A 17,228-nucleotide genomic window follows, 5' to 3' on the forward strand; every position below is an offset into this window, starting at 1 on the left:
TCGTTCACGGCTCGACGTCCGCATACTCCGGCAGTCGCGTCATCCGGAAGCGCTGCACGGGATCGCGCGTGAACGGAGCAGCGAGCGTAGTGCGTAGCGGATGCCTCGCCCGCCTGCGCCACGTGCGCAGCTCGCGCGTCCAGTCACGTGAGCTCGCGTGCCCCGACACGATCGCTTTCTCGGCCATCTGCGCCTCGGTGCGCACCCAGCTCATGTGCAGCACCGCATCGCGCGGTTGCACGACGGCGTGGACACGTGCCCAACGCGGGTGCGCGGGATCGGTGTTCCACGGGGCCAGATCGACGCGGTAGAGCGGAGCCGTCGCCGCCTGACGAGCGAATGAAAGCGTGGTTCCTGCGCGTACCGCGACCGGTCCGGGGTACGCGGCCTGCCATCCCCAGAGTCGGCGGCACTGCTCGAGGAAGACGCCGTCGGCCGTGCGGTTGTAGAGCACGCGCGCAGGGTAATGCAGCGCCTCCGCTGCGCGATCGTGGGCACGCGCGATGAGGTTCGCGAAGACCGAAGGAGTCGGCACGATCTCGTCGGTATCGAGCTGGATGACCCAGTCGGCGCCCTCGGAGGCGGCGTCGAGCGAGGCCTGCCGCTGCTCGGTCTCGAGCCGCATCGTGAACCGGTCGGCGTCGGCGTAGTCGCCCGGGAGCATCACGACCTTGCCGTCGGGGTCGGCTGCGCGGATGCGTGCGAGGGAATCCTCGACCGAAAGCGGGGCGCCCGACCACGAGCGCCCCTGCCGGTCGTACGATACGACGATCCGATCGACGAGCCCGTAATAGGAGCCGATGCTCTCTGGGATCCACGCGGGGTCGCCGGCCAGCACGTAGGCGTTGAGCCTCATGCGGGCGATCCACGTCGTCTTGAGCCGGATGTCGCTCGCAGGGCGGCCGCCACCCCGGCGACAGTGCCGACGAGGTCGAGCGAGGCCCGTTGCACGGCGCCGCCGAGGCCTCGCAGTTTCGCGCGCGCGCCATCGCGCTGCTTGAGCGCCCGCAAGCCCGCGATCACCTCGCGGCGGGTCATCCGGAGTACGGTGCGACCGTAGGTGCGCACGTGCGGATCGCGCCAACCGAGGGTGGTCGCGAGCAGCACGACATGATTCCTCGCGCCGAAGTATCGGTATCGCGAGTCGAACCGGCGTCCGCGCGCGTACCGCCCGCCGACGTGCTCGACGACGGCGAACGGCGTGTACACGATCCGCAGGCCGCGGCGACGCATGCGTAGAGCGATGTCCGTCTCCTCGCGCAGGCAGGTTCCCGGGTAGAAGTCGCGGATGCCGCCGAGCTCGCGCACGACGCTCGCTCGCACCGACATGTTCGCGCCGAGCATGTGGTCGACCTCGACCGCCCGGTCGGGCGCGGCCGCGAAATATCCGGTGAGCCGGCCGTCAGGCAGCAGGAGTCCGATCTGGCCGATGCCGTCGTGCTCCTCGTCTGGCTGACCATTCCGCGCGCGACCTCCGACGGCCGCGACGCCGGCATCGGCGTACGGCTCGAGCAGTCGTTCGAGCCAGTCAGCGTCGGCGTACGCGTCATCGTCGATGAAGGCGATGATCTGTTCCTCGGCGCCCTCGACGCCGATTGCCCGCGATGTCGCCGTGTGACCGACGCCGAGCGGGTTGCGTCGATACTCGACCCCCGGATGCCGCGTGACTACCTCGTGCGTCAGGTCGTTCGGGGAGGCGTCGACGACCACGATCCGGTCGGGTGACACGGTCTGGCGCTCGAGGTGGGCGAGGCATTCCTCCACGTACTCGGGGCGCTGAAACGTCGCAATGACGACGACAGTCGAGAGGGGAGCGCGCACCGGATCAGCGTACCTGCCGATCGCGACCGTTCGTCCCTTGAGGCCGGTTGTCGCGCCGACTTCCACGCCGACGGTGCTCGCCAGCGCACCGCCGCATCTGGCGAGCACACGATGTGCGCGATGCCCGGCGAAGCTGGCCGCCTCATGGACGACGACATCGAGGAGCGAAGGAGCGGTTCGTGCCGCTTATGGACAGCGTCCCCGCCGGGCCGCGTGAGCCGCTCGGGGGAGATGAGCTGCAAAGCAGAGGTGCGATACTTTACCGAATCACACCGAAGGACCGGGCATGACTTCGTCGACTACGAGCCGAGAGCTGTGGCGCGAGCGGATCGCCGACTGGTGGGCGAACGCGTGGCGCTGGGTGCTCGCGGCTTTCGGAGCGGTCGCCGCCACGTACTTTGTCCTCGAGCGCGGCTTCGTCGGCGGCGCGACACTCGCGATCGTCATCGGCGGGTTGGTCATCGCGGCCGCCCTCACGACGTCGAAGCCGCTCGCCATCGCGCTCTTCGCGATGCCGGCCCTGCTCGTCGCCCAGCGCATCGGCCTCGGCGGCGGCGACCTCTCGGTGTCGGACGCCGCGCTCGCCGCCGCGTTCGGCACGGCACTGCTGCTCGGCCATCGGCCCTACAGCAAGCCGCTGCGCCAGTTGCTGCTGATCAACCTCGTGTACCAGTTCGCGACCCTGTTCACCGTCATCGTCAACCCGTACGCACTCAACACGATCGAGTGGTTCCACGCGTGGCTGCTCGTCTCTGGCGCACTCATCGTCGGGTGGGCACTTGGGGCCGCGGGGTACGCGAGACTCGCCCTCTCGCTCATCGTGTTCACTGCATGCGTGCTCGCGGCGTTCACCGTCGTGGAGGCCGTATTCCAGTACGCGGTCGGTGACTTCGGTCCGGCGACGCCGAGCTGGCCGTTCCCGATGCACAAGAACTTCATCGGAACGGTGCTCGCGTTCGGCGCGATCATCGCGTATCTCAACCCCGACTGGGTGGGCTGGACGAAGGGCTGGTCGCGGTTCGCGTTCGCGCTGATGGCGGCGGGCATCGTGGTGGCCCAGTCCCGGCAGGCCCTCATCGGGCTTGTGGCAGCCATCGTCATCGCGGTGCTGCGGCGGAGCACCACCGGACGATCTCGATGGGTGCTCCTGCTGCTCATCCCCGCGGCGTGGCTCGTGATCTCGATGGTGATCGAACAGGTCGAGTCCCAGAACCGTCACAACTCGGTCTTCCAGCGAGTCGAGTGGTTCCGCGAGGTGTACCACTTCTGGCGGGAGTCGCCGATCTTCGGGCATGGACTGCGCTACTGGTACAACCCCGGCGAACTGCCGTACCAGCCGCCGCAGGCCGAGCTGGAGGTGCTCGCCTCGGCGGGTGTCGTCGGACTCATCGGGTTCGGGGTGATGTGGCTCGGGGTGTTCGTCGTGCTCTGGCGTGTCGACCCGAGGTTCGGCACCCTCGCGGTCGCCGTGCTGCTCAGCCGTTTCGTGCAGTCGCAGTTCGACCTGTTCTGGGTCGCCGTGCAGGTGTCGGTGCCATTCGTGGTGGCGGGCATCTGCCTCGGCGCGATGGATCACGAGCGAAGAGCGAAGGAGGGGCACGATGAGCTCCTCACACCGGAGCCCCTCGCGGGATTCGGTCCAGCCGACGCGAGCATCGGTCAACGTCGATAGGTGCGCGCGCGCACTTGGAAGACCGTTGACATACCATGGAGCCAATTCACGGAAGGGTCTGCCGCGCCGCGGTGACGCCCTGGACAGCACGGAGGTTGCATGGAGCTCCGCGACTACCTGCGCGGATTGCGCAGGCACTGGATCGCCATCCTCCTGATGACGCTGGTCGGCGCAGGCGCCGGATACGGCTGGACGCTGCTGCAGACTCCCGTCTATGTCGCGGGCGCGAGCGGCTACGTCTCGTCGACCGGGGTCGAAGACCTCGGCACGTCGACGCTCGGCGATTCGCTGGCCAGGTCGAAGGTGCCCACCTACCTCGAGATCGCCGGCTTCCGCACGGTCGCAGAGCACGCGATCGAGGAACTCGGGCTCAGCACCACACCTGAGGCGCTCGTGCAGCGCATCGAGGTGTCGAACCCCGATAACACGACGTTCATCAAGGTCAGCGCGCAGGGCTCGAGCCCGCAGGAGGCCCGGGCGCTCGCAGAGGCATGGATCGACGCGATGAAGCTCGAAGTCGACAAGATGGAGGGCGACGGCACCGCTGGTTCCGCCCCCGTCACCATCCTCCCGGGCGACGAGGCGTCGCTGCCCTCATCGCCGAGCTTCCCCGACGTGCAGACCGCGGTGATGGTCGGTGGCATCCTCGGACTCGGCTTCGGCATCGCGTTCGCGATGATCCGAACCGTCTCCGACCGTCGCATCCGCGCTGCGGAGGACGTCGAGCAGCGCACCGGCGTCGCCGTCGTGGGAACCATCCCGATCGTCCCCGGCCTCGACGACGAGACCAGGCTCGTCGACCCCTCGACGTCGGGGTCCACCGGCAAGAACGGCACCTTCGCCGTCGCCGAGGCGTTGCGGGCCCTTCGAACGAACCTCCAGTTCATGGACGTCGACCACCCGCCGAAGACGATCGTGGTCACGAGTCCGCTTCCAGGTGATGGAAAGTCGACCGTCGCGTGCAACCTCGCGCTCACGCTCGCGGCGACGGGCACCACGGTGGTCCTCGTCGACGGCGACCTTCGCCGGTCGATGGTCGCGACGACCATGGGGTTGCCCGGTGGAGCGGGCCTCAGTGACGTGCTCGCGGGGCGTGCCGCGCTGGCCGACGTTCTGCAGCGCACCCCGAAATCGAACAACCTCCTCGTCCTCGCGGCCGGCAGCGTGCCGCCGAATCCGAGCGAAGTGCTCGGCTCGGAGCGGATGCACACGCTGATCGACGACCTGACGAAGCACGCGACGGTGATCATCGACGCCCCGCCGCTCCTGCCCGTGACCGATGGAGCCGTGCTCGCGCACCAGGCCGACGGCGCACTCGTCGTCGTCACCCTCCGCAAGACCACGTTCGACCTGCTCGACAAGGCCCTCGACACGCTGCGGAAGGCGCGGGGCCGGGCCCTCGGCATCGTGCTGAACAAGGCACCGCTGCGTGGTGCCGACTCCGCCGCGTACTCGTACGAGTATCGACGCGACTACACCACGACGGCGGCGTCCGACGAGGTCGTCCCCGCCGACCTCCTGACGCCGGCCGCAGCGACGCACGTCGACGATGCCGACTCCAACGGCCTTGTCGACGAAGCCCCCGCCGGTGCTCCGCGCCGTGGCGGTCGTCGCAGCTGACGCATGGATGAGCGAGCGGCCGCCGCGGCCGCGACGGGCAGCCCACCCCGCGTCGCACTCGTCAGCTCCTCGTACGACCCGTACGTCGGTGGGGTCGAGGAGCACGTGCGCCAGGTCGCCCGTCGACTGCGCGACGACGGCGTCGACGTCGAGGTCTGGACGGTCGATCGCGGAGAATCGCTGGGCGTGCGAGAGGTCGACGGCGTCACCGTGCGCTACCTGTCGACGCCCCTCCCGGCCGCGTCGGTGGGTGCCGCGCTGCGATTCCTGCTGCGGCTGCCCTCCGCGTGGCGTCGATGGGCGGACGCGCGACGCCGGTTCCGCCCCGACCTCGTGCATGTGCACTGCTTCGGCCCGAACGGCGCCTATGCGCTCGCGATGCACCGGCGCTTCGGTATCCCGCTCATCGTCACCTCGCACGGCGAGACCATCGCCGACGATCACGCAGTGTTCGCGCGCTCTGCGTTGCTGCGGACTGCGCTGCGACGCGCACTCACCGCTGCCGCTCGCGTGACCGCGCCATCGCAGTTCGTCATCGACGATCTGCGGCGCAACCACGGGCTGGTCGGAGGGGTCGTCGTGCCCAACGGGGTCGAGCCCGCTCCGTCGGCAACGACCACCGGGTCAGGGCTCGGCGGACGGTATCTGCTCGGCGTCGGCCGCCTGGGCCGCATGAAGGGCTTCGACCTGTTGATCGACGCGTTCGCGCGGGCAGAACTCGATCGCAGCATCCGGCTGGTCATCGCGGGCGACGGACCCGAGCGCGACCGCCTGCGCATCCAGGTCGCCCGGCTCGGGCTGACCGATCGCATCGAACTGGCCGGCCGGCTGGACGCCGCGGCCGTCGCGCAGGCGATGTCGGGGGCGCTGGCCGTGGTGGTGCCCAGCCGCGTGGAGGCGTTCGGGATCGTCGCGCTCGAGGCATGGCGCAGCGGCGCACCGCTCGTGATGACGAACCGCGGCGGCGCTCCCGACTTCATGCGCGACGGCATCGATGCCGTCCTCGTCGACCCTGAGGACACGGCTGCACTCTGCCGGGCAATCGAGCGCATGAGCGCCGACGAGAACCTGCGGATGCAGTTCGCCGCAGCGGGTCGCGAGCGGGTCGGCGAGTTCACTTGGACGCGCGTGGCGCACGCGTACGAGGAGCTCTACGCCGCGGCATCCGACCGGGACAGAGGGCTGGATCGCCGAGCGAGACGGCGGGCCTGACGGCGATCAGGCCAGTGACGCCCACACGCGGGCGTGCTCCTCGGCGCACCGTTCCCACGTGAAGCGAGCAGCTCGTTCACGCGCCGCCCGGACGAGCGCACGGGTCGCGTCGCCGCGGGTCGCGTCGAGCAGGCCGCCCGCGATGCCGGAACCGGTCGGGTCGACGAGGATGCCGGTGTCACCCACCACCTCGGGCAGCGAGCTCGTGGCCGCGGCGACGACCGGGACGTTGGCCGCCATCGCCTCGAGGGCGGGTAGACCGAAGCCCTCGTAGAGCGACGGCACCACGACGACTCTTGCTCCTGCAACGAGGCCGGGCATGACCTCGTCGGGCAGGCGTCCGGCGAGCACGACCCCGGGCATCCCCTCGAACAGCTCGTTGCGACGGCGGTGAGGCGGCCCGGCGAGCACGAGGCTGAGGTCCGGTCGTTCTCGGAGCACGTACGGCCACGCCTCTGCCAGGGCCTCGAGATTCTTGCGACGGGACGCGCCGCCGGCATGCAGCACATACGCATCGGGAATGCCGAATGACCGACGGATGTCGCCGCGCAGCGGTTCGGCGTCGAAGAATCGCTCTTCGACGCCGTTGTGCACGATGTGCGGTTCGGCGATGCCGAGCAGTTCGACTGCCTCGCGGGCGCTGAACTCCGAGACGCAGATCACCGCGGCAGCCCGTCGTGCCTCTTCCATCGCTGCCGGAACGGGCGCCGATTCATCGGGGAACCGCCAGGCGACGACGTCGTGGATCGTGATCACGTCGGCGCCGGGTGCCGGAGGGAGTTCGAGGTTCATGCGGTGCACGACCTGGTCGCGGCCGTAGAGGAGGCGCCCGGCGCTTCGACGCATCGCGGTGGATGCCGAAGCGACTCGCGACACCGGAAGGCGCCGGTCACCGGCAAGCTTGGATCGCAGTGACCGCACGACGAGTCGCCGGACCTTCCACATGCGATCGTCGACCGACTGCAGCGCGTCCGAGGCGCGTCGTGCGACCTGTTCCTGGTAGAGCTGCGCACCCATCGGATGCTCCGTCGCCATCGTCGCGATGGTCAATCGGGGGTGCGCCGAACCGAGCCCGATGGTGCTCACCTCCGACCTGTTCGACGGCCGAACGGGTGGTTCCGGTAGTCGTCGGACTCCCAGAGTAGAGGAAGCCGTCCAGAGCCCAGCGGATGGCGTTGCGCATGAAGCGGGTAGGCTCCGTGGTATGCCTTCAGCTTTCGACGTGCGTGCGCTGACGAGCACGGTGCGCATCGAGCTCGATGACTCCTTGAGCAGCGCCGACCAGGCGTCGATCAGGGCGCACTGGGTCGACCTCGCCCACGACGGCCCTGGCGAGCCCGATCACGTGATCCGCGCCGGCCTGCGTGACCACCCGGCATCCGGCGCCGCACACGTGATCCGCGCGACCTCGCCTGAGGCACTCGCCCAGCGCATCACGTCCGAGGTCACGATCGGTGCCATCGGCGGGCTCCGCGGCGAGGCGCTCATGCTTCATGCGAGCGCGGTGGCCCTCGATGACGGGCGGGTGATCGGATTCGTCGGGCCTTCAGGCCGAGGCAAGACCACTGCGGCCCAGGCGCTCGGCCGCTCCTACGGCTACGTGACCGACGAAACGCTCGCGGTTCGGGTCGATGGCTCGGTGGTCGCCTATCCCAAGCCCCTCTCGATCGGGTCGTGGCCCGGTGTGAAGACCACGGAGCCTGCGTCGAAGCTGGGTCTCCGCGAGGCGCCGGCCGACGGCCTGCGCCTGGCCGCCATCGTCCTGCTCGACCGTCGGCCCGACGTGGAGCGGCCATCCGTGGAGCCTGTGCCGATCACCGAGGCGGTCGCCGCACTCGTCCCTCAGACGAGCCACCTCTCCGCACTGGAGCACCCGCTGCGAGCACTCGTCGAGGCAGTGGTGTCGACCGGCGGGATCCGTCGGGTCGTCTACTCCGAGGCGTCGACGCTGCCTCCCCTCATCGATGACGTGCTCCGCGAGATCGAAGAAGATACGCCGGTGCTCACGGATGTCGCGAAGATGTCCCAGCGCGACTGCGATTGCTTCTCCGGGATCATCGAGAAATCGTCGGATCCTACAGTCGTCGACCGCCCCGGCGCATACTGGCGAGGGACCTATGCCGACGCGCTCATCGTCGACGACTCCCTGATGGTGCTGGTGTCGGGGAGTATGGTCGTCCTCGCCGGCGTCGGCCCGATCCTGTGGCTCGCGGCCGATGGTCTCACGCTGGCGGAGTTGCAGGAGATCGCAGTGCGACAGCTTCCTGAACCGCCCGCCGGCGTCGACGTCGCCGGGGTCATCTCCGATGCCGTCGAAGGCATGGTGGAGGCGAGGATCCTCGTCCACACGTGAGCCCTCGCCCGTTTGCTTGGATCTCGGGCGAAGCACGGTGGATTTTCGGCCCCCCGAAAGAGGGGTGCCCCGACACGATTTCGTGCTCGACGAATCGGGCTTTCTACCCTTAGAGTTGGCTGGGTAACCCGACCTGCGGCCACAGCGACCGCCTTTATTGCCTGAGTAACAAGTAAAAGGCCAAAAACGACCCGCAAAGGAAGACCTGACCATGAGTGACCTCGAAGAACAGAAGCCCGGTGTCAGCCGCCGCACTGTCGCCAAGGCGATGGCGTGGTCGGTTCCCGCGGTCGCCCTCGCCGTTCCCGCGCCCGCATATGCGGCGTCGCCGGGCGTCGTCACCCTCACGGGCGCCGGCTGCAAGCTGCCCGGAGGCTCGAACGACACCTACAAGGGCTACGCCTTCAGGGCAGTCCTGTCCAATACGACGAACGCCCCGGTCACGGTGACGATCACGGACATGGACCTCGGTGCGAGCGACCTCGGCAATGTCGCGATCGTCAATCTCAGCCCGTGCGCGCTCCTGGGCACGAATACGTTCATCATCCCGGCGAACACGACCCTCTCGAACGTGGCGTTCGTCACGCAGAATGCGGCCAACAGCGAGAACGGCACGCTGCTCGTGACCTTCACCGTGGAAGGCGTCCCAGATCAGGCGACCGCGACGGCGGCTGGCCTGCCCCCGATTCAGGGTGCACAGTGTCGGAACAACGTGTTCTCGACGGGTGAAGCCGACTGCATCAACAGCTTCGCCGTCTGAGCACCTCAGACACCAGACGCCCGGCAGACCGAATGGGTCTGCCGGGCGTCTGCGTTTCTGCTTCTCGATGCCGGGGGCTGTCCCACAGCCCGAACGCCCTGTGGCATGCGGTCTTCTACACGGCGTCCCGTTGCTCCCTTGTCGCCAGTGCGGCGTACTCAGCAAGGGTGCGCCTGGGTTCGTGTGGCCTGAGCCGCCAGGATCGAAGCGGCGCGAACAGCACGCGATGAGCGAGGCCATCGGTCGCGAGGCGGAAGAAGCCGAACCGTCGCCCCTGCCGCCACGCCGACCTCGCTTCCGTGAGTTTCCGGCGGCTCGTGTCGGTCTGGAACGTTCGCCATGCCGCGCGAAGGCGGCGGCGGTCGGCTGGCGAGTTCGCGTCGGCGTAGTAGGTGTTGGCCCAGACCGCGCGCGTCTCGCGAACATTCAGGCCAGTGTTCATGGATGCGTTGTTGCCGTGTCGGCGATAGCTGAGCATGACCTCGTCAACCGGGATGAGAGGTCCGAGACGGGCGAGCTTCACCAGCGCATCCCAATCGTCCGCCACGAGGTATGCGGGATCGAACCCCCCGATTGCCCGTACGGCGGACATTCGCATGAGGACGCCGCTCGGAGGGTAGACGCGATTTCCGAGGAAGATCTCCGGGAGCGTCATGTCGGCAGTCGGGGCCACCGGGCGCATCCCGCTCCGCGTCGCCGTCCTCCGGGATCGCATGAACGCCGCGAACCCTCCGGGGTCGAGCGGATCACCGCGACCGTCGATGAAGTCGGCGATCGCGTACGCGGCCGTCGCTTCGGTCCGACGGGTCAGCAGTTCGAGGAGCCGCGCGACGAGGTGGGGTTCGATCACGTCGTCATGATCGACGAAGAGCACGAACTCGCTTCTCGGGTCGGCGATCCCGAGACCGACGTTGCGTGTGCCGGCGATGCCCAGAGACTGCTTCGTGATGAACGAGAGTCGCGGATCGTCGAGCATCTGCCGCACGAGCTCGGGGCCGTCGTCAGACGAACCGTCGTCGACGACGAGCACCTCGAGTGTCGAATGGGTCTGCGCGAGGATTGCACGGAGGGTCTCGTCGATGTACGGGCCGCCGTTGAAGAGCGGAACGATCACGGAGACCATGAGTGGTGCCACGCTCACGTCATCCATCCTCTCGCTCATCGAGGCACGCCTACTCGGTCGAGGACCGCGCTCATCGCTGAGACGCGGTCGCTCCAATCGGCGACTGCCCGTTCGGCGCCCTCGGGGAAGCGCGATGCCGCCGGCACCGCCGCGGCGACCGCCGCCGCGAACGCGTCGCCCGCGTCGATCGTGATGCGAGGGTCATCCGCGTCACGGAATCCCGCGACCGGGGTCGACACCACGGGCCGGCCGACCGCCTGGTACTCGTAGAGCTTGATGGGGTCGAGGCTGTCGGTGAACTCCGTCACGACGTGCGGCACGACGAGCACGTCGGCGTGCTGCAGGTAGCCGATCACGGCGTCACGCGGCCTCGGGCCGAGCAACTGTGCTCCCGCCTTCCGCAAGCGGTCTGCCTGATCGGGCGCAAGCAGATTCGGGCCGACGAGCACGAGCGTTCCGGCCGAGCCCAGGGCGCGCGCGGTCGCCTCGCCCAGGTCGACATCGATGCGGTCGGGGTGCACGGTGCCGAGGTAGAGGGCGACCGGGCCTTCGGGGAGGTCGGATGGCCGCGGCGTCGGACGACGGTATGCGGCGACGTCGACGGCGTTCGGGATGAGCGTCACGGGCCTGATCGCGCTCTTGCGGCGCTCCAGCTCGGGAGAGCATACGACCACCTCGCGGGCGAGGTCGAACAGTCGCGCCTCGTTGGCAGCGGCCCGCGCGAGCTCGGCCGCAGACCGGTCTGCCGAGAGCCAGTCGTCGGTGATGTCGTAGAGGGTCGGCCATCCCGATCGCTCGGCGAGCTGGGCGGCGCCGGGGTCGTTGATCCAGAGCAGCGGATGCCGCATGCCGAGCGATTCGGCGCTGCGCATCGCCGCGCGCGCGAGGCGCTCGTCGGCACGCGGGTCGAACCGGCGGGGCATCCACTTCACGGGGCGCACCGCGAACAGCCGGCCGGGCGCGACATCCGGAATCTCGTGAACCCCGCGCGCGAACGACGGGCGGCGGCCCGACCGCACGTCGTGAGTGGGGTCGGCGGGCGGCTCCACGAACAGCACCCGCAACGCGGCATCCGCCCGCAGCAGTCCCGCGACCAGGTGCTGGTTGCGCCGCCAGACGTCGTCCCACGCCTCGAGCGACATCACCACGAGATCGGTCACAGCACGCTCCGATAGACCGCGTCGGTGCCATCGGCCTGCGCACGCAGCGAGAAGTCGCGCTGCTGCCGCCCGCGAGCGGCGAGCGCGAGCGCGGTGCGGCCGGCCTCGTCAGCGGCGAGCGATCGCAGGTGCGCGGCGGCCTCGTCGACATCGTCGGGCGCGAACGCGGCCCGGGGGTCGAGGCCCGCTAGGAGGTCGAGGTGACCTGCGGCGCCCGCGGCCACGACGGGGAGACCGCCCGCCATCGCCTCGAGCAGGGTGAGCCCGAGGCCCTCGACCGGGCAGGGGGCGATCAGAAGGCCGGCGCGGTCCATGACGGCCGGGAGATCGGTGCGATAGCCGAGGAACCGCACGGCGGAGTCCTCGAGGCCGAGGGATGCCGCGAGGGCACCGAGCGAGTCGCGTTCGGGCCCGATGCCGGCGATCTCGAGGATCCAGCCGCCGCCGGCGAGTCCGGATGCCGCGAAGGCGCGAATGCCGATGTCGGTGCGCTTCTCGGGCTGCAGGCGCTGCGCCATGAGCACCACGTGCTCGCGCTGCGCCGCGTCTGCGAGTGGCCGAGGCTCGATGCCCGAGTGCACGACGGTGCTCGGACCGTCGACGGCGTTGGCGACCGCGGTCGAGATCGAGATCTGCGCGTCGATCGCGTGGCGCACGAGCACGCCGATCGGGATCGGCCCGAGCCTGCCTCGCGGCTTCGCGAAGTGCCGGGTGGCGACGATCGCCGGCCGCCGCGAGCGCCGCCGGAACCCGAGCGCGCCGACCGTGCCGACGTCGGCCGCGGTCATGTGGGTGTTCACCACGTCGACGCCGGGGGCGAGCCGCCGCACCGCCCGGAACAGGTCGGAGGTACTCGCGGCAGGTGTGTGCGGCACGCCGACCTCGTCGAGGCCCTCCCGCATGCGTTCGGGGTCGCCGCCGATGACGGCGACGGCGTGGCCGTCGCCGGCCTGCGCGCAGGCGAGGCGCAGGACGAACTGCTCGACACCCGAGAACCCGTCGGACCGGATGGCGTGGAGAATGCGAAGCGGCCGCGTCATCGGTCGACCCCGTCGCGATCGCGGCGCAGCGAATCGATGAGCTCGAGGTAGCGGCGGGCGATCTTCGGCCAGGCGTACTGCTCCGCCGTCTGGCGCGCCCGGACTCGCCACTCGTCGAGCGGCTGGCTCGAAAGTTCGTCGAGTCGCGTGCCGACGGCTTCCGCCGAGCGATCGACGAGGAACCCGTTCTCGCCGTCGACGAGGATGTCGGGGGCGAAGCCGACGTGCGTCGACACCACCGGCAGGCCGCACGCGAGCGCCTCGAGCACGACGAGCGCGTTCGCCTCGTAGGCGCTCGGCAGCACGAGCACGTCGGAGGCCCAGAGGAAGGGGATCGGGTTGCCGTGCGTGCCGGCGAAGTGCACGCGCTCGCCGACACCTCGTGTTCGGGCCTGTGCCTGCGCCCGGCGGATCATGTCGGGCGTGCCGCCGATCACGAGGAGCAGTACGTCTGGCGCCGTACGCAGCGCCTCGAGAGCGAGGGGCAGGCCCTTGCGTTCGAACTCGTGGCCGATGAACACGGCGATCGTGCGGTCGTCGTCGTCGTCGACGCCGAGCCGGGCACGGGCCTGCACGCGCTCTGCGGCGTCGGGGGGCCGGAATCGCTCGATGTCGACCCCGTTCGGAATCACGTGGATCGGCGCGCGCACCCGGCCGTACGTCGAGCTCAGCAGTGCCGCCTCGGTCGTCGTGAGCGCGACGACGGCCCGGTGCGTGCTGCCGCGATACCGGATGCGGTCGCGCAACGCCGTGAAGAGGTGCACCGGGTTGCGCACCATGCGCCACGCATAGTCGCCGCGGGCGCGCATGGCCGCCTGCAGGAGTCCGTGGTTGACGTACACGTCGCCGGCCATGACATCGTTGTGCGTGATCGAGACGGCGTCGGGTCGTTCTGCGAGGAATCGGCGTGCTCGCCGCGTGCCGACCGTGCTGAACCACACGACGTTGCGCGCCCTGGTGAGGTGGGTGGCGAGCGGAGTCGGGCCGCGAAACCCCCGGGCCGGCCGGCCGGCCTCGGCAGCGGTGAACCGCTCGACGGTCGCGCCGGCGGCGATGAACTCGCGCTCGAGCGCGTGGGCCACGCCGGCGACGCCGCTGCCGGGATTGATTGCCGGTGCGATCTGCACGATGTGCGTCATCCGTTGCTCCTCGTCACCGGATGACGCGGATGACGCGGATGGCCCTCATCCTTCGAGCCGCTGCGCTCGCGCTCGCGCGCGCCGAGCAGTTCGTCGGCGAGGTCGAGGTAGCGCTGGGCGACCCCGCGCCATCCGTAGCCCTCGACGGACTCGCGTGCACGGTGGCGCCACTGCGCGAGCTCGGTGTCGTCGAGCGCGGCGAGCTGGTGCATGCGTTCGCCGACGGCCCGCGCGGTGCGTTCGACGAGGAACCCGTTCACTCCGTCGACGATGACCTCGGGCGCGAAACCGACCGGCGTCGCGATGACCGGCAGCCCCGAGGCGAGGGCTTCGAGTACGACGAGGGCGTTCTCTTCGGATGCGCTCGGCAGCACGAACAGGTCGGCCGCCCTGAGGAACGGCGTCGGATCGCCCCTCGGGCCGAGGAAGAGCACGCGCTCGGCGACGCCGTGCGCCTCGGCTTCGGCCTTGCCGGCTGCGATGATCTCGTCGGTGCCGCCCACGACCAGCAGGAGCACGGACTCCGCGTGACGGAGTCCTTGGATGGCGAACGAGACGCCCTTGTTCGTGAACTCGTGGCCGAGGAACATGGCCACCCGTTCGTCGTCGCCGAGGTGCAGCATGTCGCGTGCCGCACGACGCTCGACCGGGGTCGGCGGGTGGAATCGCTCGAGGTCGACGCCGTTGGGGATCACCTCGATCCGCGGGCGCACACGGCCGTACGTCGAACGCAGTTCCGCGGCGGCCGCCTGCGAGAGGGCGACGACCGCCCGGTGCGTGCGTCCGCGGTACCTGATGCGGTCGCGGAGGTAGATGAAGTCGTGTACCGGATTGCGGTAGATCTCCCACGCCGAGCGGCCCCGTGCCCGCATCAGGGCGAGCAGCACCCCGTGGTTGACGAAGATGTCGCCCGCCATGACGCTGTTGTGGCAGATCACGACGGCGTCGGGGCGTGCGGCGATGAACTCGCGTGCCCGCCTCGTGCCGACGGTGCTGAACCACACCTGGCGCCATCCGCCGGCCAGCCGTGCCCGCCACCGAGTCGTCGGCCACGGCCGCTCGGTTCCGCCGCGGCGCGCATCCTGGTACGTGAAGCGCTCGACGGTTCTGCCGAGCGCATGGAACTGCTGCTCGAGGTTCCACGCGACGCCGGCGACGCCGCTGCCGGGGCCGATGCGATTGGCGATCTGCACGATGCGGGTCATGCGACGCGTCCGCTCGTGACGCGATCGGCTGCCGCCGGCTCGTGCGCGAGGTAGCGCGCCTCGACGCGCACCGGGCCGAGCCGGTAGAGTGCCGCGCGCTTGCGCGCCTGCCGACCGCGCTCGCCGGGCAGCACGACGGAGCGGACCATCGCCCCGAGCCACTGCGCGATGCGCGCCGACTGCCAGCCGAGGCATCCGTAGTGCTTGCGCAGGTAGCGTTCCTGCGAGGCGCGGAAGTGCGCCTCGCGACGCGACGAGTCGCTGCTGGTGGCCGCGCCGACGTGCAGCGCCTGCGCCTCGGGCACGTGAGCGTGGCGCCAGCCGAGCCGGTGCGCCCGGTAGGCCCAGTCGGTCTCCTCGGCGTAGAGGAAGAAGCGCTCGTCGAATCCGCCGACCTGGTCGAGGGCCTCGGCGCGCAGGAGCAGTACCGAGCCGATGACGAAGCGGGCACCGCCCTGCAGCCGCCCGAGTCCCACCGCCTCGAGCCAGGCCGCGGCCGGCGATGGGAACGTCCATTCCACACGCGCGGGCGTGCCGTGGTCGTCGACCTGTGACGGCCCGACGCTCGCGAGCCCGGAGTCGGCGCGCAGCGACCGATGCAGAACCGCGATGTCGCCGGCCGAGATCACGGCGTCGGGGTTCAGCAGCAGCACGTCGGCGCCGGCGCGCAGGCGGTCGGCGAGCGCGACGTTCACGCCGGCGGCGAACCCGCCGTTGCGACCGGGGTCGAGGTAGCGCACGCCGAGCTCGTCGCACAGCGCGGCGATCTCGGGCAGCGACGAGTTGTCGACGACGGTGACCGGCAGGTGGGCCACGGGCTCGAGCGCTCGCCGCAGCATCGCCGGCGCCCCGTAGGCGACGACGACGATCTCGAGATCGGCGACCCGATCGGATGCCGCGTGCACGACCGACCGGTAGAGGTCGAGGTAGTCACGGGCGACGGCGTTCCAGGTGCACTCCGCGGCGCGCGCGAGACCGCTCGCACGGAGGTCGTCGGCTCGGGTGGCGCCCGCTTCGACGAGTGCCGCCGCAAGCGCGGCGACGTCGCCCGCCGGAACGATCAGACCGGCGCCGCCGACCACGTCGGGCAGGGCGCCCGCATCGCTCGACACGACGGGAACCCCGCAGGCCATAGCCTCGACGGCGACGCGGCCGAACTGCTCGGTCCACGAAGGACTCGGCAGCGAGGGAACTGCGAGCACGTCGAGCGTTCGGTAGAACCCGACGATGTCATCGGGGTCGACGGGCCCGACGAGCTCGACGCGGTCGGAGATGCCCCGTGCGGCGGCGAGGTGGTCGAGCTCGGATGCAAGGGGACCCGAACCCGCGATGCGCAGTCGAAGGCGAGGGTCGCGTGCGACCGCGTCGAGGAGCACGAGCACGCCCTTCTCGGGGACGAGGCGGCCGAGGAACCCGACAGTGAGTTGGTCGGTCGCGGGGTCTCGATACGGCGCTGGCGCGCCTACTCGACCGGCAGGGACGCGATTCGTCGGTCGAGGAGCCGGCGTATCGAGACCCTCTGCGGGCGACCGCCGTGCCGGGACATCCACCGGCCGGAGTCGCTGCTCGTCGACACCGAGCGGGATGACCCGTGCTCGCCCGGCGAAGCCCTTGTCTTCGACGATGCGGGCGGCCTCGGCGTTGCAGGCCGAGATGCCCGACGCTGAGCCGAGCGCCCACCGCTCGAGCCACCGGAACGGCACGGGGTAGCGCTTGCGCAGGTTCTGCGCGGTGTACAGCACCACGGGGGTGCGGCGCGACCGCCGGCGCAGCGCTCGCAGCAGCAGCACCTCGGCGGTGGCGAGGGCGAACGGCTCCTCGTGGACGTCGATCACGTCGCGGTCTTCTCCGAGCGCACGCCAGATCGGGCGGGGGTCGTAGAGGAACAGCGCGGGGTGGCTGCCGAGCGTGGGCACGCCGGCGACCCGCTCGCCGGGCCTTGCCTCGAGTGCGACCGGCACGCCGCCCGCATGCCAGCGGCGCGCGCTGAGCAGCGACACGTCGACGCCGAGAGCGGTGAGCGCGCGCTCGCGCCCGCGCCACTCGTCGACGACGGCGCTGTGCGAGACCCTGAGTACGCGCACCACACCCCCTCTAGACTCCTAACGGAAACCCTAGCCGGG

General features: G+C 70.2%; 14 protein-coding genes. 5 read left to right on the top strand and 9 right to left on the bottom strand.

Features of this window, described 5'->3' with window-relative positions:
* Window positions 1–4 precede the first annotated feature (4 nt).
* Together LQ757_RS01870 and LQ757_RS01875 are read right to left on the bottom strand one after the other, a co-directional pair.
* Window positions 5–856 (bottom strand): hypothetical protein, encoded by an 852-nt coding sequence (locus LQ757_RS01870; RefSeq protein WP_231045509.1) that lies wholly within the window; start codon window positions 854–856, stop codon window positions 5–7.
* Window positions 853–1,821: a glycosyltransferase family 2 protein gene (locus LQ757_RS01875; protein WP_231045510.1), complete on the bottom strand. Its 969-nt coding sequence runs from the start codon at window positions 1,819–1,821 to the stop codon at window positions 853–855. Before LQ757_RS01875 ends, LQ757_RS01870 begins: the two co-directional genes overlap by 4 nt.
* Before the next feature lie 286 nt (window positions 1,822–2,107).
* Between LQ757_RS01875 and LQ757_RS01880 the strand changes: the two genes are divergently transcribed.
* From LQ757_RS01880 to LQ757_RS01890, 3 genes are all read left to right on the top strand, one after another.
* The gene (locus tag LQ757_RS01880) at window positions 2,108–3,493 is read left to right on the top strand and encodes an O-antigen ligase family protein (protein ID WP_231045511.1); all 1,386 of its coding nucleotides are present in this window, start codon (window positions 2,108–2,110) and stop codon (window positions 3,491–3,493) included.
* A 99-nt stretch (window positions 3,494–3,592) separates the two neighbouring features.
* Window positions 3,593–5,113: a tyrosine-protein kinase domain-containing protein gene (locus LQ757_RS01885; protein WP_231045512.1), complete on the top strand. Its 1,521-nt coding sequence runs from the start codon at window positions 3,593–3,595 to the stop codon at window positions 5,111–5,113.
* A gap of 3 nt (window positions 5,114–5,116) precedes the next feature.
* Window positions 5,117–6,325 (top strand): glycosyltransferase family 4 protein, encoded by a 1,209-nt coding sequence (locus LQ757_RS01890; protein WP_231045513.1) that lies wholly within the window; start codon window positions 5,117–5,119, stop codon window positions 6,323–6,325.
* A gap of 6 nt (window positions 6,326–6,331) precedes the next feature.
* On the opposite strand, the gene LQ757_RS01895 is transcribed toward LQ757_RS01890, so the two are convergent.
* On the bottom strand, window positions 6,332–7,411 hold the full coding sequence (locus LQ757_RS01895) for a glycosyltransferase (RefSeq protein WP_231045514.1): 1,080 nt from the start codon (window positions 7,409–7,411) through the stop codon (window positions 6,332–6,334).
* Window positions 7,412–7,529: 118 nt separating this feature from the next.
* Between LQ757_RS01895 and LQ757_RS01900 the strand changes: the two genes are divergently transcribed.
* On the top strand, window positions 7,530–8,678 hold the full coding sequence (locus tag LQ757_RS01900) for a hypothetical protein (RefSeq protein WP_231045515.1): 1,149 nt from the start codon (window positions 7,530–7,532) through the stop codon (window positions 8,676–8,678).
* A gap of 211 nt (window positions 8,679–8,889) precedes the next feature.
* Window positions 8,890–9,438 (top strand): hypothetical protein, encoded by a 549-nt coding sequence (locus tag LQ757_RS01905; RefSeq protein WP_231045516.1) that lies wholly within the window; start codon window positions 8,890–8,892, stop codon window positions 9,436–9,438.
* A 115-nt stretch (window positions 9,439–9,553) separates the two neighbouring features.
* Here the strand turns inward: LQ757_RS01905 and LQ757_RS01910 are convergent, their stop codons facing one another.
* Genes LQ757_RS01910 through LQ757_RS19335 form a run of 6 tightly spaced genes read right to left on the bottom strand, consistent with a single transcriptional unit; the run spans window position 9,554 to window position 17,189 of the window.
* Entirely contained in the window at window positions 9,554–10,579 is a 1,026-nt protein-coding gene (locus tag LQ757_RS01910) for a glycosyltransferase family 2 protein (RefSeq protein WP_231045517.1), read from the bottom strand.
* A 17-nt stretch (window positions 10,580–10,596) separates the two neighbouring features.
* A complete protein-coding gene (locus tag LQ757_RS01915) occupies window positions 10,597–11,721 on the bottom strand; it encodes a glycosyltransferase (protein ID WP_231045518.1) in 1,125 nt (374 codons plus the stop codon).
* Window positions 11,718–12,761: a glycosyltransferase family 4 protein gene (locus LQ757_RS01920; protein ID WP_231045519.1), complete on the bottom strand. Its 1,044-nt coding sequence runs from the start codon at window positions 12,759–12,761 to the stop codon at window positions 11,718–11,720. Before LQ757_RS01920 ends, LQ757_RS01915 begins: the two co-directional genes overlap by 4 nt.
* The gene (locus LQ757_RS01925) at window positions 12,758–13,900 is read right to left on the bottom strand and encodes a glycosyltransferase family 4 protein (RefSeq protein WP_231045520.1); all 1,143 of its coding nucleotides are present in this window, start codon (window positions 13,898–13,900) and stop codon (window positions 12,758–12,760) included. The genes LQ757_RS01920 and LQ757_RS01925 overlap by 4 nt, the downstream gene beginning before the upstream one ends.
* A complete protein-coding gene (locus tag LQ757_RS01930; RefSeq protein WP_231045521.1) occupies window positions 13,897–15,105 on the bottom strand; it encodes a glycosyltransferase family 4 protein in 1,209 nt (402 codons plus the stop codon). The genes LQ757_RS01925 and LQ757_RS01930 overlap by 4 nt, the downstream gene beginning before the upstream one ends.
* Window positions 15,102–17,189, bottom strand: a complete 2,088-nt coding sequence (locus tag LQ757_RS19335) for a glycosyltransferase (RefSeq protein ID WP_231045522.1) — start codon at window positions 17,187–17,189, stop codon at window positions 15,102–15,104. Before LQ757_RS19335 ends, LQ757_RS01930 begins: the two co-directional genes overlap by 4 nt.
* Between the last annotated feature and the right edge of the window lie 39 nt (window positions 17,190–17,228).

The sequence above is a fragment of the Agromyces cavernae genome (assembly GCF_021044935.1).
GTDB lineage: Bacteria > Actinomycetota > Actinomycetes > Actinomycetales > Microbacteriaceae > Agromyces > Agromyces cavernae.